At 70.2% G+C, this 18,577-nt stretch carries 19 protein-coding genes; 16 read left to right on the forward strand and 3 right to left on the reverse strand.

The window, feature by feature from the left end; all coding sequences use genetic code 11:
* The first annotated feature begins 43 nt into the window (after nucleotides 1–43).
* Nucleotides 44–862 carry an NRDE family protein gene (locus AC6RUA_RS00090; RefSeq protein WP_499813933.1) on the forward strand — a complete coding sequence of 273 codons (819 nt, stop codon included), beginning with the start codon at nucleotides 44–46 and terminating at the stop codon, nucleotides 860–862.
* A 26-nt stretch (nucleotides 863–888) separates the two neighbouring features.
* On the forward strand, nucleotides 889–1,242 hold the full coding sequence (locus AC6RUA_RS00095) for a helix-turn-helix transcriptional regulator (protein WP_499813934.1): 354 nt from the start codon (nucleotides 889–891) through the stop codon (nucleotides 1,240–1,242).
* Nucleotides 1,243–1,583: 341 nt separating this feature from the next.
* Here AC6RUA_RS00095 and purB read toward each other — a convergent pair whose 3' ends face one another.
* Nucleotides 1,584–2,984, reverse strand: coding sequence for an adenylosuccinate lyase (purB, locus tag AC6RUA_RS00100; protein WP_499813935.1), 1,401 nt, complete (start codon nucleotides 2,982–2,984; stop codon nucleotides 1,584–1,586).
* A 169-nt stretch (nucleotides 2,985–3,153) separates the two neighbouring features.
* Here purB and purH point away from each other — a divergent pair, with 169 nt between their 5' ends.
* The 12 genes from purH (at nucleotide 3,154) to AC6RUA_RS00160 (ending at nucleotide 15,223) form a co-directional block, all read left to right on the forward strand.
* Entirely contained in the window at nucleotides 3,154–4,746 is a 1,593-nt protein-coding gene (purH, locus tag AC6RUA_RS00105; protein WP_499813936.1) for a bifunctional phosphoribosylaminoimidazolecarboxamide formyltransferase/IMP cyclohydrolase, read from the forward strand.
* 123 nt (nucleotides 4,747–4,869) lie between these two features.
* Nucleotides 4,870–7,329, forward strand: a complete 2,460-nt coding sequence (gene folP / locus AC6RUA_RS00110; RefSeq protein WP_499813937.1) for a dihydropteroate synthase — start codon at nucleotides 4,870–4,872, stop codon at nucleotides 7,327–7,329.
* On the forward strand, nucleotides 7,322–8,098 hold the full coding sequence (locus tag AC6RUA_RS00115) for an RNase P subunit p30 family protein (protein ID WP_499813938.1): 777 nt from the start codon (nucleotides 7,322–7,324) through the stop codon (nucleotides 8,096–8,098). Before folP ends, AC6RUA_RS00115 begins: the two co-directional genes overlap by 8 nt.
* Nucleotides 8,070–8,732, forward strand: coding sequence for a class I SAM-dependent methyltransferase (locus AC6RUA_RS00120; RefSeq protein WP_499813939.1), 663 nt, complete (start codon nucleotides 8,070–8,072; stop codon nucleotides 8,730–8,732). The genes AC6RUA_RS00115 and AC6RUA_RS00120 overlap by 29 nt, the downstream gene beginning before the upstream one ends.
* 1 nt (nucleotide 8,733) lies before the next feature.
* Nucleotides 8,734–9,219, forward strand: a complete 486-nt coding sequence (locus AC6RUA_RS00125) for an Rpp14/Pop5 family protein (protein WP_499813940.1) — start codon at nucleotides 8,734–8,736, stop codon at nucleotides 9,217–9,219.
* A gap of 2 nt (nucleotides 9,220–9,221) precedes the next feature.
* On the forward strand, nucleotides 9,222–10,004 hold the full coding sequence (gene psmA, locus AC6RUA_RS00130; RefSeq protein WP_499813941.1) for an archaeal proteasome endopeptidase complex subunit alpha: 783 nt from the start codon (nucleotides 9,222–9,224) through the stop codon (nucleotides 10,002–10,004).
* Between the two features lie 253 nt (nucleotides 10,005–10,257).
* On the forward strand, nucleotides 10,258–11,319 hold the full coding sequence (locus tag AC6RUA_RS00135; RefSeq protein WP_499813942.1) for a glucose 1-dehydrogenase: 1,062 nt from the start codon (nucleotides 10,258–10,260) through the stop codon (nucleotides 11,317–11,319).
* The gene (gfcR, locus tag AC6RUA_RS00140) at nucleotides 11,316–11,954 is read left to right on the forward strand and encodes a transcriptional regulator GfcR (protein ID WP_499813943.1); all 639 of its coding nucleotides are present in this window, start codon (nucleotides 11,316–11,318) and stop codon (nucleotides 11,952–11,954) included. The genes AC6RUA_RS00135 and gfcR overlap by 4 nt, the downstream gene beginning before the upstream one ends.
* A 117-nt stretch (nucleotides 11,955–12,071) precedes the next feature.
* Nucleotides 12,072–12,422, forward strand: a complete 351-nt coding sequence (locus AC6RUA_RS00145) for a glutaredoxin family protein (protein ID WP_499813944.1) — start codon at nucleotides 12,072–12,074, stop codon at nucleotides 12,420–12,422.
* Nucleotides 12,423–12,523: 101 nt separating this feature from the next.
* Nucleotides 12,524–13,081 carry a DUF7110 family protein gene (locus tag AC6RUA_RS00150; protein WP_499813945.1) on the forward strand — a complete coding sequence of 186 codons (558 nt, stop codon included), beginning with the start codon at nucleotides 12,524–12,526 and terminating at the stop codon, nucleotides 13,079–13,081.
* Nucleotides 13,082–13,199: 118 nt separating this feature from the next.
* Nucleotides 13,200–14,168, forward strand: coding sequence for a phosphoadenosine phosphosulfate reductase family protein (locus AC6RUA_RS00155; RefSeq protein WP_499813946.1), 969 nt, complete (start codon nucleotides 13,200–13,202; stop codon nucleotides 14,166–14,168).
* 113 nt (nucleotides 14,169–14,281) lie between these two features.
* Nucleotides 14,282–15,223, forward strand: a complete 942-nt coding sequence (locus AC6RUA_RS00160; RefSeq protein ID WP_499813947.1) for a phosphoadenosine phosphosulfate reductase family protein — start codon at nucleotides 14,282–14,284, stop codon at nucleotides 15,221–15,223.
* 90 nt (nucleotides 15,224–15,313) lie between these two features.
* On the opposite strand, the gene AC6RUA_RS00165 is transcribed toward AC6RUA_RS00160, so the two are convergent.
* Nucleotides 15,314–16,294: a M48 family metallopeptidase gene (locus AC6RUA_RS00165; RefSeq protein ID WP_499813948.1), complete on the reverse strand. Its 981-nt coding sequence runs from the start codon at nucleotides 16,292–16,294 to the stop codon at nucleotides 15,314–15,316.
* A 97-nt stretch (nucleotides 16,295–16,391) separates the two neighbouring features.
* Here AC6RUA_RS00165 and AC6RUA_RS00170 point away from each other — a divergent pair, with 97 nt between their 5' ends.
* The gene (locus AC6RUA_RS00170; RefSeq protein ID WP_499813949.1) at nucleotides 16,392–17,108 is read left to right on the forward strand and encodes a diphthine--ammonia ligase; all 717 of its coding nucleotides are present in this window, start codon (nucleotides 16,392–16,394) and stop codon (nucleotides 17,106–17,108) included.
* A gap of 9 nt (nucleotides 17,109–17,117) precedes the next feature.
* On the opposite strand, the gene AC6RUA_RS00175 is transcribed toward AC6RUA_RS00170, so the two are convergent.
* On the reverse strand, nucleotides 17,118–18,086 hold the full coding sequence (locus AC6RUA_RS00175) for a nucleotidyltransferase family protein (protein WP_499813950.1): 969 nt from the start codon (nucleotides 18,084–18,086) through the stop codon (nucleotides 17,118–17,120).
* Nucleotides 18,087–18,260: 174 nt separating this feature from the next.
* Between AC6RUA_RS00175 and AC6RUA_RS00180 the strand changes: the two genes are divergently transcribed.
* Nucleotides 18,261–18,545 carry a transcriptional regulator gene (locus tag AC6RUA_RS00180; protein WP_499813951.1) on the forward strand — a complete coding sequence of 95 codons (285 nt, stop codon included), beginning with the start codon at nucleotides 18,261–18,263 and terminating at the stop codon, nucleotides 18,543–18,545.
* Nucleotides 18,546–18,577: the final 32 nt, after the last annotated feature.

The raw sequence follows: 18,577 nt of genomic DNA on the forward strand, positions 1-18,577 counted from the left end.
CCCCGACCCCTCGCTTTTCCCCTCCCCGCGCGTACTCGGAGTCATGTGCACGCTCGTCATCGCGTGGCGCGTCTTCGCCGACGCGCCGGTCGCCGTCGCGGCGAACCGCGACGAGGCGCTGGACCGGCCGTCCGAACCGCCCGCGGAACTGGAACCGGGCGTCGTCGCGCCGCGGGACCTGGAGGCTGGGGGGACGTGGGTCGGGTACGCGGACGTCGGGGGGCCGGCGGGGCTGTTCGTCGGCATTACGAACCGCTGGGTCGAGGGACTGGCAGCCGAGCGCTCGCGGGGGCTGCTCGTGCGCGACTGCCTGCGCGCCGACTCCGCCGAGGACGCCGCTCGGCTGGTCGAAGCCCAGTGTCGGGAGTACGAGTACGACGGGTTCAACCTCGTGCTCGCCGACGCCGAGGCGGCCGTGCTGCTGGAGTGGGACGGCCACCTCTCGGTGACGAACCTCGACCCGGGCGTCCACGTCGTCGGCAACGTCGGCTACGACGGGTCGTACTTCGAGCCGTCGTTCCGGCCGGAACTGGGCCCCGAGGAGGCGGACAACGCCCTGCGTCTGCGCGAGGCGCTGCGCCCCGAACCCGGGGAGACGGCCGAGTCGTGGCTCGCGCGAGCGGGTGACGCGCTCGGCGACCACGAGTACGGCGTCTGCGTCCACACCGACCGCGGGTACGGGACGCGCTCCTCCTCGCTCGTCCTGCTCGGCGCCGACGGGCGGCGCCGCTACGAGTTCGCCGACGGGCCGCCGTGCGAGACGGCGTACGAGGTAGTCGTCGACGTCCCGCCCGCGAGCGGCGAACTCGGTGCGGGCGGCGCGCCGGTGGACGGCGCCGCGGGTGACGAAAGCCAGAGTTAAACGGTGACGGCCCCCAGCCTTCCCACATGAGCGCCTCGGACCTCGAAGCCGACCTCTCCGACGACGAGCGGGCGGGGCTGGAACTCGTCCGCCAGTCGGGCGGTATCCACCAGAGCGACTTCTGGAAGGAACTCGACGTCTCCTCGCGGAAGGGGAGTCGCATCGCCGAGAAGCTGACCGAACTCGAACTCATCGAGCGGGAGGACGCCGTCTACGAGGGGCACAACACGTACTACCTCAAGCCGACCGCCGCCGACCTCGACTTCTCGCTGCTCATGGCGGGCGACATGCTCTCGCCGTTCATCGGCGAGGAGGAGATCGACCCGAACAGCGACGCGTTCACGCAGTGGCTGATGAACCTCGCGTACGAGGAGTACTGAGTTCCCCTTTTCGTCTCTCGGCTCCTCCGACGCCCCTCGGCTCCGTTCCGTCTCGCGGTTCCGCCTCTCGGGTTTCGCCGTCGTTACGACCGCCACGGCCACCGACCGGACCACCTCGGAAGCCCCCACTGTCTCGGCTCGCGCGGTGCGCTCTGCGCTCCTCGCCTCGGTCGCTACGTTCCCTCGGCTGTGGTGCTCGAGACATCGGACTTCGCCGAGGCGACGACCCTCTCCAGTCTCGCCCGTGCCGGTCGAACGGGTGGTCGAAGTAGAGCGGAGAGACCCGTCGCGCGGGACTCCCCTGGTACCACGGAGGGAGTCGACGGTCGTCGCTCCGCTCGTCAGGTTCCGCTCTCGTCGTCCAGTTCGTCCACGAGTTCGCTCCCGTAGCCGACGTACCCCTCGGGCGTGAGCGCGTTCAGTTCCTCGCGGACCGACTCGCTCACGTCCAGGTCGTCGAACAGCGCGCGGAAGTCGTCGAGCGTCGTCCGGCTTCCCCGCGTCAGCGCCTTCACGCGCTCGTACGCCTCGGTGTCCCCCTCGCGCCGGAGGACGGTCTGGACCGCCTCGCCGAGGACCTCGGGGTTGTCCGCGAGGTCCTCGCGCATGACGCGCTCGTTCGGCGTCACCTTCCCGAGTCCCGCGTCGGTCTTCGAGTAGCCGACGAGGCAGTGCGCGAGCGCCGCGCCGACGTTCCGCTTGACCGTCGAGTCCGAGAGGTCGCGCTGGAGCCGCGACGTCGTGACGTAGTCCGCGAGGAACGTGAGGTCCGAGTTGGCCTTCGAGAGGTTCCCCTCCGAGTTCTCGAAGTCGATGGGGTTCACCTTGTGTGGCATCGTCGACGACCCCGTCTCTCCCTCGACGGTCTCCTGTCCCAGGTACCGGTCGGAGACGTACAACCACACGTCACGGTCCAGGTCGAGCAGGACGTTGTTCGCGCCCCGGAGCGCGTCGAACAGCGCCGCGACGTCGTCGCAGGGGTTCACCTGCGTCGCCAGCGGGGTGTGGTCCAGCCCCAGGGAGGTGACGAAGGCGCGCGAGAATCCTCGCCAGTCCACCTCGGGGTAGGCGGCACGGTGTGCGGCGTAGGTGCCCGACGCGCCCGCGAGCTTCCCCGACAGACTCCCGGTCGCGTCCGCGATTCGGCCGAGCGCTCGGCCGAGGCGGGCGGCGTACACCGCCATCTCCTTGCCGAACGTCGTCGGCGTCGCGGGCTGGCCGTGCGTCCGCGCGAGCATCGGCAGGTCGCGGTGTTCGCGGGCCATTCCCGCGAGCGCGTCGCGCACCTCCCGGAGCGCCGGCGCGAGCACCGTCTCGACGGCCGGCTTGACCAGGAGCCTGTGCGCGAGGTTGTTCACGTCCTCGCTCGTCAGCCCGAAGTGCACCCACGGGTGGACGCGCTCGGGCGTCCGGGTGCGGAGGAAGTACTCGACGGCCTTCACGTCGTGGTTGGTCGCGTCGTACCCCTCGGCGCCCTCCGTCTCGAGCCGCTTTATCAGGCGGGCGTCGTCCGCGCCGAACGACTCGTAACAGTCGCGGAGGGTCGCGCGCTCGTCGGCCGAGAGCGTCAGGTCGACCGCCTCCTCGTCGGCCAGCGCGCGGAGGTACTCGACTTCGACCCGGACGCGCGAGCGCATCAGCGCGGCCTCGCTCGCGTACGGGACGAGCGGTTCGGTCCGACCGGCGTAGCGCCCGTCCAGCGGCGACACCGCCGCGAGCGGGTCATCGCGCGGGAGTTCCATGTCCGGCGGTGTCGCCGCCGCGGCCAAAGGCGTTCCGGTCGCGTGTAGCCACGGAGGTGCATACTATCGGCCCGAAACGAACCGTTCGACCCCGACACTATCCTCGTTCGTGCATACTCGTCCGTTCCGGACCGCAACCGTTTTTCCGCCGGCGCGGGAGCCTCCGTGTATGCAGGTAGCCGGCATGGCGAGCAACCGCGGGCGGAACCTCCTCACCATCGCGGACCGCGCCCCCGGCGGGGCGGAACTGGCGGTGGTGGTCACGAACGACGCGGACGCGCCGGTGCTCGACGCGGCCGCAGAGCGGGGCATCCCGACCGAAGTCGTCGAACGCGACGAGGGCGAGGAGCGCGAGGCCCACGAGGAGCGCGTGGTCGAGGCGCTCTCGGGGTACGACGTCGACCTGGTCTGTCTCGACGGGTACATGCGCGTGCTCACCGAGGCGTTCATCGACGCGACGCCGACGACGCTCAACGTCCACCCGTCGCTGCTCCCGTCGTTCAAGGGTCAGAACGCCCACGAGCGCGTGCTCGAGGCGGGCGTGAAACAGACCGGCTGTACCGTCCACGTCGTCACCGAGGAGGTGGACGGCGGGCCCATCGTGACGCAGGAGGCGGTCCCGGTGTACGAGGGCGACGACGCCGCGGACCTGAAGGAGCGCGTGCTCCACGAGGCGGAGTTCCGCGCGTACCCCCGCGCGGTGAAGGCGTTCGCCGAGGGACGCGTCGAGGTGGACGAGGCGGCAGAGCAGGTCCACGTCGAGGGCGACGACGGCGGCGAGTTCCCGGCGCGCCGGACGGCCAGCGAGGACCGGGTCCGGGAACTCCGCTACGGCGAGAACCCCCACCAGGACGCCGCGCTGTACGCCGACACGACGGTGGCGGAGGCGAACGTCGTCGACGCCGAGCAACTGAACGAGGGCGCGAAGGCGCTGTCGTACAACAACTACAACGACGCCGACGCGGCGCTGAATCTGGTGAAGGAGTTCGACGACCCCGCGGCGGCGGTCATCAAGCACACCAACCCCGCCGGCTGTGCGACCGCCGACACGCTCGCGGACGCGTACGCCGACGCGCTCTCGACGGACGCCAAGTCGGCGTTCGGCGGCATCGTCGCGCTCAACCGCGAGTGCGACGCCGCGACGGCCGAGCAGGTGACCGACTCGTTCAAGGAGGTGGTCGTCGCCCCCGGCTACTCGGACGACGCGCTCTCGATTCTCACGCAGAAGTCGAACCTCCGGGTACTCGACGCGGGCGAGTTCGGCGACCGCGAGGACCGATACACCGAGCGGTTCACCGAGAAGCCCGTCGTCGGCGGCCGACTCGTGCAGGAGCGCGACCGGCAGGCGCTCTCGCGCGAGGACCTCGACGTCGTCACTGAGCGCGCGCCCACCGACGAGGAGTACGAGTCGCTCCTGTTCGCGTGGGCGGTGATGAAACACGTGAAGTCGAACGGCATCCTGTTCGCGACGGGCACCGAGACGGTGGGCGTTGGGATGGGGCAGGTCTCCCGCGTGGACGCGGTGACGCTCGCGGCGATGAAAGCCGAGAAGGACGCCGAGGGTAAGTCCGCAGACGGCGCCGTGATGGCCTCGGACGCGTTCTTCCCGTTCCCGGACGCCATCGAGGAGGCGGCCGGCGCCGGCATCGCCGCGGTCATCCAGCCCGGCGGGAGCGTCAACGACGACGACGTCGTCGAGGCCGCCGACGAACACGACATGGCGATGGTGTTCACGGGGAACCGGAGCTTCCGGCACTCGTAGGCGCGCTCCGTCTCCCGTCGTGGTCGTCGCCCGGCGAGTGCGCGACAGTGACTCCGCGGCGGGGTCTCCCTCTCGCCGACCGCTCCCGTTAGCCTAAAGCACCGGCCGCGAATCCGTCGGAGTATGGAGTACTACGAGGCGGCGAACTTCCTCTTCGGCCTCCGTCGCTTCCAGGTCAAGCCGGGCACCGAGTCGGTGCGCGACCTGCTGGCGCACCTCGGCGACCCGCACGAGGACACCGAGTTCGTGCAGGTCGCCGGCTCGAACGGGAAGGGAAGCGTCGCCCGGATGCTGGAGGCCGCGCTCCGCGCGGACGGCCGGACGGTCGGTCTCTACACCTCTCCGCACTTCGAGGACCTCCGCGAGCGGGTGCGCGTCGACGGACGGAAGGTTCCCGAGCGGGAGGTGGCGGCGTTCGTCGAGCGGGCGAAGCCGTGGCTGGTCGAACGGGCGGCGGACGGCGAGCCGCTGACGTTCTTCGAAGTCGTGACGGCGATGGGGCTGTGGCGGTTCGGCCGCGCGGACGTGGACGTCGCAGTGCTGGAGGTCGGGATGGGGGGGGAACTCGACGCGACGAGCGTCGTCGACCCCGTGGCCGCCTGCGTCACCAACGTCTCGCTGGAGCACACGAGCGTCCTCGGCGACACCGTCGAGGAGATCGCGACGACGAAGGCGAAGGTCGCGCCCGCGGACGCGCCGCTCGTCACCGCGACCGAGGGGACGGCGCTCGCGACGGTCCGCGAGGTGGCCGGCGACGTGGTGACCGTCGGCGGCCCGGACGCGGACGTGACCGCCGAGTACGGCGGGGCGGTGACCCACCACGAGTCGCGCGTCTCGCTCGCGGGCGACGGATGGAGCCTCGACGCCCGCATCCCGCTGCTCGGCGCGTACCAGGCGGCCAACGCGGGGGTGGCGGTCGCGCTGGCGCGCCAACTCGGCGTCCTCGATGCCGACACGCTCGAACGCGGTCTCCGGTCGGCCCACTGGCCCGGGCGCTTCGAGGTGATGGAGGCCGACCCGTTCGTCGTGCTCGACGGCGCGCACAACCCCGACGCGTGCGCGACGCTCGCGGACGTCCTCGCGGAACTGGAGTTCCACTCGCTCCACCTCGTCTTCGGCGCGATGCACGACAAGGACCACGACGAGATGGTCGCCGCGCTCCCCGACCCGGCGACGGTGTGGACCTGCGCGCCGGCGAACGACCGGGCGGAGGACCCCGAAGTGCTCGCACGCGTGTTCGAGCGCGACACCGACGCCGACGTGACGGCCGGCGCGGGCGTCCCGGGGGCGCTCGCGGCGGCGCGCGAGGCCGCGGGACCGGACGACTGCGTGCTGCTCACCGGGTCGCTGTTCTGCGTCGCGGAGGCGCGGCCAGAGTGGACGCGGCTGGGAATCCCGAAGCGAGTCGACTCGGTGGCGCGTGCGAGGGAGGTCCTTCGCGACGCGAACGTCCCGACCGACGAGGTGAAGCGAACGCGCGGGGAGGCCGTCCACCGGGTCGTCAAGACCCGGGTGTCCGAGCGGCAGGCCGGCCGACTGGAGCGCGAGATGGTCGCGCTCGGCGGCGACTGCGCCGTCTCCGGGCTGCGGGGCGGCGGCGAACTCCACGAGGTGGTCCTGACGGGGACGCTCGCGCAGTTCCACCGCCTGGTCGACGTCCTCGCCGACCGGACGGACGGCCTGCCGGGGGTGAGCGAGCGCGTCCGTGAGGCGGCCGGACTCGGCGTCGACCGCACGCGCCGGGGGTACCCCTGGGAGGACGGCACCGCCGTGATGGGGGTGCTCAACGTGACGCCCGACTCGTTCCACGACGGCGGCGACTTCTTCGACCGCGAGGACGCGCTGGCGCAGGCGGAACGGCTCGTCGACGCGGGCGTCGACATCGTCGACGTGGGCGGCGAGAGCACCCGTCCGGGCGCGACCGAAGTGCCCGTCGAGGAGGAGATCGAACGGGTGGTGCCGGTCGTCGAGGCCGTCTCCGACGCCGACGCGCTCGTCTCGGTCGACACCCGGAAAGCCGCCGTCGCCGAGGCGGCACTCGACGCCGGCGCGGACATCCTGAACGACGTGACCGGGCTGGAGGACCCCGAGATGCGGTTTCTCGCGGCCGACCGGGACGTCCCGGTCATCGTGATGCACAGCGTCGACGCGCCGGTCGACCCCGACAATCGGGTGGAGTACGACGACGTGGTCGAGGACGTCGTCGACCAGTTGCGCGAGCGGGTACTGCTGGCGCGGAAGGCGGGCATCCCCCGCGAGCACGTCATCGTGGACCCGGGGGTCGGCTTCGGCAAGTCGAGGCGGGAGAACTTCGACCTGCTCGGGCGACTCGGCGAACTCGGCGCGCTCGGCTGTCCGGTGCTGTTCGGCCACTCGCACAAGTCGATGTTCGAGTTGGTCGGCGGGGAGGCGGGCGACGCGGGCCCCGAGACGGTGGCGGCGACGGCGCTCGCGGCGGCGAACGGCGCCGACATCGTCCGCGTGCACGACGCCGTCGAGAACGTGAGGGCGGTCCGCATCGCCGCGGCCGCGGCCGACCCGTACGGTTTCGACCGACCGACCGACGATGGCGACGATGAGTGAGGCGGACGGTGCGAGCGGCGGGGACGACGCGGACGACACGGACGGCCCGAGCGACGACCCCGCCTACGAGGCGGTGACGGCGCACCCCGACGGCGAGGCGACGGCGTCGCGGTTCGCGCATGCGGCCCGCGGGTACGGCTTCGGCGGCGTCGTCGTCCGCACGCGCGAGGCCGAGTTCGACCCGGACGCGCTCCGGACGCGGTACGGGGTCGACGTCGTCCCGGCGGTCGAGGTCGTCGCGGACGCGCCCGACTCCGCGAGCGGGAGCGTCGGCAACTTCCGACCCGACTTTCCGCTGGTGCTCGTGCGGGGCGGGACGGACGCGCTCAACCGGTTCGCGGTCGAGCAGGACCGGGTGGACGTACTCGCCCGACCGACGGGCGACGGTGGCGACTTCAACCACGTGCTCGCGAAGGCGGCGGCGACCCACGGGACGCGCGTGGAGTTCGACTTCGGCCCGGTGTTGCGCGCCTCGGGCGGTCGCCGGGTCAAGGCGCTGAAGCGCCTCCGGAAACTCCGCGAACTGGTGGACCAGTACGACGCGCCGTTCGTCGTGAGCGCGCGACCCGCCTCGCACCTCGAACTGCGCGCGCCGCGGGAACTGGTCGCCGTGGGGGAGACCGTCGGCCTCTCCGCGGACGCCGTCCGCGCGGGGCTGGCAGAGTGGGGCCGCCTCGCCGCCCGGAACCGCGAGCGCCGCTCCGATTCGTTCATCTCCCCGGGGGTTCGATTGGGCGAGTATGAAGAAGACCATCGAGGAACACGCTGAGCGGTTCTCCGAGGCCGCGGCGTCGTACGACGAGGACAACAGCCCCGAGTACGAGGCGTGCGCCGGCCTGGTCGTCGAACGGGCCGCGCCGCACGCGACGGACACGGTGGTGGACCTCGGCTGTGGAACGGGGGCCATCGCGCTTGCGCTCGCGGGCAGGGCGGGCCGCGTGGTCGGGCGCGACATCAGCGACGGGATGCTGGAGAAAGCGCGCGAGAAGGCGGCCGAACAGGGGGCCGACAACGTCGAGTTCGACTACGGCGAGTTCCGCGACCCGAACTACGACGGCGTGGCGAACGTCGTGGTGTCGAACTTCGCGCTCCACCACCTCTCGGAGGCGGAGAAGCGCGAGACCGTCGAGACCGTCGCGGCGATGGACGGCGGCGGGAGCGACGACCGGTTCACCGCCGTCGGACCGCGTCGCATCGTCCTCGGGGACGTGATGTTCTTCGACGCGCCCGACCCGTCGGCTCCGTTCTACGACCCGGAGGTGGACGACCCCTCGACGGTGGGGTCGCTCGTCGAGATGTTCACGTCCGCCGGCTACGTCGTGAGCAAGGTGGACCGGGTCCACGACCAGGTGGGAGTCATCACCGCCGAGCGGCCGGTCTCGGACGGTCGGGGGGAGCGGTGACGTGAAACACCTCCCGAAACACGTTCGGCCGCGGTGGCGCTACCTCGCGGTCGGCATCGAGACGTGGCCGGACGCGCGCGTCTCGCGCGGGGCGTTCCAGCGCGAGGTGTGGTACGCCGCTCAGAACCTCCTCGGCGACCCCGGGAGCGCCGACGCCGACCTGACGGTAGTGCACTTCTCGTTCGCGGCGGGTGCGGGCGAGGCGCTGGTGCGGGCACGCAGAGACGAGGTGCGTCCGGCGCGGGCCGCGCTTGCGTGCGTAGACGAGGTGGACGACGCCCCGGTAGGCGTTCGCGTTCGGGGCGTCTCGGGGACGATTCGGGCGTGTGAGGAAAGGTATTTAGGACGCGCGGGCGGAGTCCGTGACGAGAGAGACGTCGTGTTCGGAACCGACAGACGGCGAGGCTACGCGCGCGACGGCGCGCTGGACGTCGAGACGCCGTCCGGGTTCGTGGGTGCGACGGACGCCGACACATCGGAACCATAACAATGCAGGGACAAGCCCAACAGCAGGCGTACGACCGGGGCATCACCATCTTCTCCCCGGACGGTCGCCTCTATCAGGTCGAGTACGCCCGCGAGGCGGTCAAGCGCGGGACGGCGAGCATCGGGATTCGAACGGCGGGCGGCGTGGTGCTGGCCGCGGACAAGCAGTCGCGCTCCCCGCTGATGGAGCCCGAGTCGGTCGAGAAACTCCACAAGGTCGACGACCACATCGGCATCGCGAGCGCCGGCCACGTCGCCGACGCGCGTCAGCTCATCGACTTCGCGCGGCGACAGGCGCAGGTGAACCGCCTCCGCTACGGCGAGGCGATGGGCATCGAGACGCTGACGAAGACGGTCACCGACCACATCCAGCAGTACACGCAGGTGGGCGGCGCGCGCCCGTTCGGCGTCGCGCTCATCGTCGGTGGCATCGAGGACGGCCAGCCCCGCCTGTTCGAGACGGACCCGTCGGGAACGCCGTACGAGTGGAAGGCGCTCTCCATCGGCGCGAACCGGACGGACGTCCGCGACTACCTCGAAGAGGGGTACGAGGAGGGGATGTCGCTCGACGCCGGTATCGAACTCGCGCTCGGCGCGCTCGCCGAGACGAACGACGAGGGGCTCACGCCCCACGGCGTCGGTCTCGCCACCGTCGGCGTCGAGGACTCGCAGTACGTGGCCCACGACCCCGAGACGGTACGCGAGTACCTCGAGAGCCTCGACTTGCTGGCCGAGGAGGGTGAGGAGGGCGAGGGCGATATCGACGACGAGTCGGGCGAGCAGTAGGCGGCGGCCGGTCGACCGGACCCACCTCGGTTCCTTCTCGCGGCTCCGGGCCGCTCCCGTGCGTCGCGGCCGATCCGTTCCGCGACGGGGCAGTCGAATCCACCGCCGAGCGCGCCGCTCGACGACGAGTCGTCGACCGAAACAGGTGCGGTGAGCGCGGACTGAGATGGGTGGCTGGACGGGCGCCCACCGGCGTTCACCTGTTTACTCACGATAGAATAAACCTTTTGCCGGCGGCGGTCGAGCGGCGCGTGTGAACGCTATCGCAGTTCAGCGAGGGGAGGAGGTGCCGTCGCTCGGCGACGTTCCCCGGCCGGAGCCGGGACCGGGCGAGGCGCTCGTCCGGATACTCCGAGTCGGCGTCGACGGGACCGACCGGGAGGTGCTGGCGGGCGGACACGGCGGGTTCCCGGCGGGCGCGGACCACCTCGTCCTCGGTCACGAGGCCGTCGGCGTGGTCGCCGACCCGAACGGAACGACCCTGACGGAGGGGCAGGTGGTCGTCCCGACGGTGCGGCGCAGGCCGAACGGCGAGAACGACTACTTCGCGCGCGGCGAGCCGGACATGGCGCCCGCGGGCGAGTACCACGAGCGCGGCATCGCGGGCGCGCACGGGTTCATGGCCGAGTACGTCACCAGCCCGGCGGAGTTCCTGGTTCCGGTACCCGACGCGCTCGCGGAACGGGGGTTCCTCGTCGAGCCGATATCCATCACGGAGAAGGCGCTCGAACACGTCCGGGCGTCGCGTTCCGCGTTCGAGTGGAGTCCCGAGTCGGCCATGGTGCTGGGCAACGGGAGTCTCGGGCTGCTCACGCTCGCGATGCTGGTCGAGAACACCGACCGCGCCTACTGCCTCGGCCGGCGCGACCGGCCGGACCCGACCGTCGACCTCATCGAGTCGCTCGGCGCCACGTACGTCGACTCCCGGGAGACGCCCGTCGCGGAGGTGGCGTCGGCGTACGAGGGGATGGACCTCGTCTACGAGGCGACCGGTCACGCCCCCCACGCGCTCGATTCGGTGCACGCGCTCGCGCCGAACGGGGTGGCGGCGCTGTTGGGCGTCCCCGACCCGTGGGAGTTCGACTACGACGCCGGCGCGTTCCACCGGGAACTCGTGCTCCACAACAAGGCGGTCGTCGGGTCGGTCAACTCGAACGTCCGCCACTTCGAGCGCGCGGTCGAGACGCTCGACGGACTCTCGTCGACGTTCCTCGACGACCTCGTCACGGGAGTGTACGGAGTCGACCGATTCGAGCGCGCCTTCGCGGATGACGACACCACTATCAAGACGGCCGTCGAATTCGCGACGCGATGAAGAACGTCGACGACCTCATCGAGGACGCTGCGGAGTTGGCCGAGCGGGGGCTGTCGAAGGGGGAGATCGCGGACGAACTCAACGTCTCGCGCGAGACCGCCTCGTGGCTGGTCGAGCGTGCGGGCGCGGCCGCCGGTCCCGACGAGTCGTCGGGGGGCGCTCCGAGCGGTCCGCAGGACATCCACGTCGACTGGAACGTCATCGGTCGCGACAGCACCCGGCTCACACACGTCGGTCGCGCGATGGCCGACCTGCTGGCCAAGGAGGGGGCGGACGTCGACCTGACCGTCGGCATCGAGAAGGCGGGGACGCCGCTCGCGACGACCATCGCGCGCGAACTCGACACCGACCTCGCGGCGTACGCGCCGGCGAAACACCAGTGGGAGGAGGGGGACATCGACGAGCGTGGCGGGGGGTTCTCGCGCAACTTCGCGGCCATCCGCGACCGGGAGTGTTTCGTCGTCGACGACACCGTCACCTCGGGGACGACGCTGACCGAGACGGTCGAGGCGGTCCAGGAGGAGGGGGGTGCTCCCGTGGCGTGCGTGGTCATCGTCGACAAGCAGGGACTCGACGAAGTGGCGGGAGTGCCGGTCTACTCGCTCATCAACGTCATCGGCGTCGGCCGGGAGTAGGCGGGGCGTACGCCCGCGCGGGGCGTGGTACGGTCGGGGACGCCCAGTTCCGAGACCGACCGCGACACAGAGCCGGACGTCGCAATCCATTTCAAGCCCACTCACCTAGTAGCGGGTATGACGTTCCAGCCTGGAGGCGACCTCTCGGCGGACGAGGTGGCCGAGCGCGTCGACGACACTATCGAGGAGAACCACGTCGTCCTGTTCATGAAGGGGAACCGGTTGATGCCCCAGTGCGGCTACTCGAAACGAGCGCTCGAACTCATCTCCCGGCACGTCGACGAGTTCGAGACGGTGGACACGCTCCCCGCTCTCGAGGCCTACCGGGGAGCGCTCGCCGACCACAGCGGCTGGGAGACCATCCCGCAGACGTACGTCGACGGCGAGTTCGTCGGCGGGAGCGACATCCTCGCGGAACTCGAAGAACGGGGCGAACTGGCTGAGACGCTCGACGGGGACGCCGCGTAGGGCAGAGTAGATATAAACCTAGAGCCCCAATATCCCGTTAAGCGGGCGTCGCGCAGACTCGAACAGAGGCCCACCGGAACCCAGTCCTAACCCCACACACCATGACAGGCCGCGTATACCGACTTCACTCGACGCTCGAACTGCCACTCGAAGACGTTCAGGAGCACTTCGACTCCGACCCGAGGCTCCCGGACAAGATTGACGACATCGACATCACTCGCCGGAACAACACACTCATCATCAAAGCCGTCTCCTCGGACGAGGAGATAAGCAAGTACACGCCGACAGCGCAGTTGAAAGCGAGCGTCTCCGAGACGCGCGTCTACGAGGAGGAACCGCCCAAGACCGGCGGCGGCTGGATGCAGGAGGAAGAGGAGATTCCGAGCGAACTGGTCGAGTTCGCCTGCTTCAAGGGCGACCGCGAGACGGTGCTCCAGAACACGGCGCTCCAGTTCCCCATGTTCGAGGTGTTGCGCGAGATCGCGCTGCTCTCGGAGAAGGGGACGCTCACCGCCATCACGGAACACGACGGCGAACTCCGGGCGCACCGCATCGTCGAGGGGGAGGAGCGCCCGGCCAGCGTCGAGGTGGTCGAGAGCCCGCGCAAGAACGGAGCCGACGGCGGCGTGAACTGGCGCGACAACAAGTTCATCTCGTAACGGCCGTTCGGTCCCCCCGTGGTGTGGAACCGGTCCACACGGTAGTCGCCGTTTACGTCGCGTTCTCTCGGGGTACGGCCCCAATATTCTTTAGCGGGCAATTATATCTCATTACTGCATGCCAGAGGACTTCCCCGAGTACCTCGACGTGGACTACAGTGACGGCGAAGGCGAGTCCCCGGAGGACTACCCGTCGCTCGAACACAAGATCGAGAAAGGTATCGAGGTGACGAAGCAGGGTCTCGAACAGTACAAGAACCCGGCCGTGATGTGGACCGGCGGGAAGGACTCCACGCTCACGCTGTACTTCGTGAAGGAGGTCTGTGAGAAACACGACCTCGAACTCCCGCCGACGGTGTTCATCGACCACTACCAGCACTTCGAGGAGATTCACGACTTCGTCGAGCACTGGGCCGACGAGTGGGACCTCGACGTGATCTACGCTCGCAACGAGGACGTGGGCACGTACGCGAAGGAGAACGACCTCGAACCCGGCGACGACATCCCCGTCGAGGCGCTCTCCGAGCACAACCAGCACCACGTGCGCGAGATTCTGGAGTACGAGGAGGACACGTTCCCGTTCCTGCTCGACACGTACGTCGGCAACCACCTGCTGAAGACGGTCGCGCTCAACGACACGCTCGAGGAGTACGACATCGACGGCATCATCTCCGGCGTCCGGTGGGACGAACAGGAGGCGCGCGCCGACGAGACGTTCTTCTCGCCGCGCCACGACCCGGACATCTACCCGCCGCACGACCGCATCCAGCCGATTCTCCAGTTCGACGAGCGCGCCGTCTGGGACACCTTCTGGAACTTCGTCGTCCCGGACACGGTGGAGGGCTACCCCGAGGGCCACGTCCCGCAGTCGGACACCGACCTGCCCGAGGGGCTCACGCAGGACGACATCCCCGTCTCGCCCAAGTACTTCGCCGGCTTCCGCTCGCTCGGCAGCGAGGTGTCGACCGAGAAGGCCGACAACGAACCGGCGTGGCTGCAGGACATCGAGAACACGACCGAGCGCGCGGGCCGCGCCCAGGACAAGGAGGACCTGATGGAGCGCCTGCGCGACCTCGGTTACATGTAACCCGCCGGGAACGCTCGGAGCCGACCGCCGCCGATTCTTTCGCGGCTCGCGGCGTGAGTCGTGATAGCGCTCGTCCGTGTACAGTTATGGTTCGAGCCGTCCATTCGTGAGTCGTGTCCAACACTTCCCTCATCGACTACGAGGACGGAACCGGCGAGAGCGCGGCCGACTACCCGACGCTCGCGGCCAAACTCGAGAAGGCGACCGAGGTGACCGCCGCGGCCCTCGACGCGTACGAGCGACCGGTCGTCCTCTGGACCGGGGGGAAGGACTCCACGCTGGTCCTGTACGTCGTCCGCGAGGTGGCGCGCGAACGCGGCGAGGACGTCCCGCCCGTCGTGTTCATCGACCACTTCGCGCACTTCCCCGAGACGCTTGCGTTCGCGGAACGCTGGGCCGACGAGTGGGACCTGGACCTCCGGATGGTCCGCAACGAGCGGTTCGCCGCGCTCGACCCGGCGGTCGGTGACGAACTCCCGGTCGCGGACCTCGACGAGGAGACGCGCGCGGAACTGGAGCGACTGGAGTACGACGGCGAGACGCTCGTCTTCGACCCCGACTCGCTGGAGGGGAACCACCTGTTGAAGACGGTGCCGCTGAACGACGTCATCGGCGAGGGCGGCTTCGACGCCGCTTTCTCCGGCGTCCGGTGGGACGAACAGGAGGCGCGCGCCGACGAGACGTTCTTCTCGCCGCGCCACGACGAGGACCGGTACCCCCCGCACGACCGCGTCCACCCGATTCTCCAGTTCGACGAGCGCGCCGTCTGGGACGCCTTCTGGCACTTCGTCGTCCCGGACGCGGTGGAGGGCTACCCCGAGGGCCACGTTCCCGAGTCGAGGGCGGACCTCCCCGACGGCGTCGCCGCCGAGGACCTGCCGGTGTCGCCGAAGTACTGGGAGGGGTTCCGTTCGCTCGGCACCGAGAGCGGGTCGGGCGCGGCGGCCGACGACCCGGCGTGGCTGCAGGACCTCGACGACGGCGGCGAGCGCGCGGGCCGCGCCCAGGACAAGGAAGACCTGATGGGACGCCTCCGCGACCTCGGCTACATGTAGGTCGTCGCGCCGTCTCTGCACCCGAGCCGACTGACCGAGACCGACCCGTGACCGGACTGGAACGGTCGACCCGCTCGCTCGTCGTGTCGGCTACCCTCTTTCGTTCCTGATCGGGATGCGCGTCCAGCGGGAGTCCGCCCGTTCCGGCCCCGTCGCCCGCGCCTCCAGTCGCTCGATGCGCTCGTTCATCGGCGGGTGTGTCGACAGCATGCGCACGAGCGGGTGCTCCGGTTCTTCGCGCCGCCGTCTGTACACCGGGGGGAACGGAACCGGCCCGCCGGACGCGCGGTCGAGTTTCCGGAGCGCCCGCGCGAGCGCCAGCGGCCGGCCCGTCACCTCCACCGCTCGGTCGTCGGCCGCGTGTTCCCGGCGGCGCGAGTAGGCGCGGACGACCACCGTCAGCCCGACGAGCAGGAGCGTGAGACCCTGCGTCAGCCCCACCCGGAACCGACCCGGGGCGGTCCGCTGCCACGCGTCCGGTCGCCCGCTCACGAGCGCCAGCCCGCGCGCGAACCCGCCGGCGACGAACGTGATGGGCGCGAGTGCGAGCGCGACCGCCCCGACCACGGTGTGGACGACGCTGTACGCCAGGGTCTGCGCGAGGCCGTCGCGCCCCTCGACGTGCGCGAGTTCGTGCGCGAGGACGCCCTCCATCTCCGCCGCGTCGAGCAGGCCGAACAGGGTGTAATCCAGTACCAGCGCCGGCCGACTGCCGCCGAGTGCGAGCGCGTTCGGCTCGCCGAGGCGGGCGACGTACAGCGGCGGAGACGGGAGGTCCATCGCCTCGGCAAGCCGGTCCCGGATGCCGTGTACCGTCGGGGCGCGCTCGCGGGGGAGCGGCCGCGCGTCGAGTCCGCCGAGCGCACGAGCGGTCCCGAACCGGTACGTCAGGAACCCCGACAGCACCGTCCCGGCCAGCAGGACAGCGGCGAACGTGACCGGGTCGGGCCGGTTCGCCCAGACGATTCGGAGTCCCTCGTACAGCAGGTACGCGACGACGGTGTACACCGCGAGCGTGGTGACTCCCACGGCGGCCATGACGGCGCGGAGTCCGAAGCCTGTCCGTCGCACGCCGCGGTGTACGCGCGGCTCCGTCGAAACGGTTGGGGTCCCGCTCCTCGGGTCCGGACCGTCACCGGTAAAGCGACCGGCACCCCTACCTCGTTGCATGACGGCCGACGCCGCGTGGGTGAGCCTGTTTTCCGGCGGGAAAGACTCCTCGTGGGCGCTGTACCGCGCGCTCGAGGAGGGACTCCCCGTCGAACGGCTCCTGACCGTCCATCCGGCCGGCGACTCGTACATGTACCACGTCCCCGAGACGCGCCTCGCGGCGGTCGCCGCCGAGAGCATCGGTCTCCCGCTCGTCGAGGTGGAGCCGGGGGACTTCGACGCCGCCGCCGCGACGGACTCGGGCGCACAGGGGGACGCCGAACTAGAACCGATGGAGGCGTCCCTGACCGACCTCGCGGCCGAGGTACCGCTGGCGGGCGTGACCGCCGGCGCGGTCGAGAGCGAGTACCAGACCTCCCGCATCGAGGCGATGTGCGAGCGGCTCGGAATCGACCTGTTCGCGCCGCTGTGGCAGCGCGACCCGCGGTCGCTCGCGGACGACATGCTCGAGGCCGGCTTCGAGATACACGTCGTGCAGGTTGCGGCCGCCGGTCTCGACGAGTCGTGGCTCGGGCGTTCGCTCGACGCGGCCGCGTTCCGAGAACTGGAGGCGCTCAACGAGGAGTACGGCGTCCACCTCCTCGGCGAAGGGGGAGAGTTCGAGACGTTCGTCACCGACGGGCCGCACATGGACCGCCCCGTCGAGTTGGCGTACGAGACGGAGTGGGACGGCACCCGCGGTCGGATTCGCGTCACCGACGCGCGACTCGGGTGACCGGGCCGGCTACCGACCGTTCTGCAGTTGCGAGTGTGCGCCGATGAGCGCGCCCGACAGGTCGAGACCGTCGATGACGGTCTCCTCGTCGATGATGGAGTCGCGGATGTCGGCGCTGGTGATGGTCGCGTTCTCGAAGACGACCGACCGGTCGAGCGACGAGTCGGTCACCTCCGCGCCCGCCATCACGTGGACGTTCTCGCCCATCTCGGTGTTCGACACCGTCGCGTCGGGGTGGACGAAGTTCTCCCCCTTGAGCGACCACGAGACGGCGTCGAGATACGACTCCGGCGTACCGATGTCGAACCACGCGCCGTCGAAGGTGAACGCGTACACGTCGTCACGGCCCTGGAGCCACTGCATGAACCAGCCGGGCTCGTCGGGGTTGTTCCCGTCTTCGAGGTACGTACTCAGGAGGGGGACGGTCTCTCGCGTGTACGCGTAGCAGGCGATGGAGACGAGCGTGCTGCTGGGGTCCTCGGGCTTCTCCTCGAAGTCGACGACGCGGTCGCCGTCGAGGTCGACGAGCCCGTACGCCTTCGCGCGTTCCTTGGTCTCCACGTCGTACGCCACGAGCGAGGGGGAGTCCTTGGCCTCGAAGAAGTCGATGAACTCCGACAGGCCGAACGAGATGACGTTGTCGCCGGCGACGACGAGCATGTCGTCGTCCACGTTCTCCCGTTCGACGAGTTGGGCGAGTGCGCCGACGACGCCGAACTTCTCCGACTCGGCCGTCGTCTCCTCCACCGAGACGGTCGGCTTCTCGAACTCGGAGTCCGCGAGGTACTCCTCGAACAGTTCGGCGAAGCGCTCGTTCGTGCTGACGAACACCTCGTCGACCCGGTCGTCCTCCTCGAGGTCGTCGAATATCTGGTCGATGACCGTCCCCTCTCCGACCGGGAGGAACATCTTGGGTCGGTGCCGCGTGATGGGCCAGAGTCGAGTGGCGTAGCCGCCGGCGAGCACTACTGCCTTCATACAGGAGGGTCCACGGGGAGCGTTAAGTCGTTTTTGTGTGTTTCGCCGAAACCCCACCCAAACGCAACGGTAGGGACCGTCCAACGTGCGCGGGTTCCCCCCGGTTCTCGACCCGGTCCGACGGTCGACGGGAGAGCCGAAAGGGTCTCGGACACCCGGACCGTCGGAGGGCGTATGCCGGAGCGGACGACCCGCCAGCGAATCGCCGCCGCGCTCCGCGAGACCCCGGCCACGGCGACGGATCTCGCGGCCGAACTCGCGGTGCCGACCCCGCAGGTGTACGAGCATCTGCGTCACGTCGCCCGGTCGACGGACGACGCGGAACTGCTCGTCGCACCGCCGGAGTGCCGCGACTGTGGCTTCGACGGGTTCGACGACCCGTTGAACGCGCCGTCGCGCTGCCCGGAGTGTCGGAGCGAGAGCCTCGCGGAACCGGTGTTCACCATCGAGGAGCGGTGACCGCCGACCGCGCGGCGACGAGCACGGTCGCT

Source organism: Halorarum sp. SLYT50, from assembly GCF_059821265.1.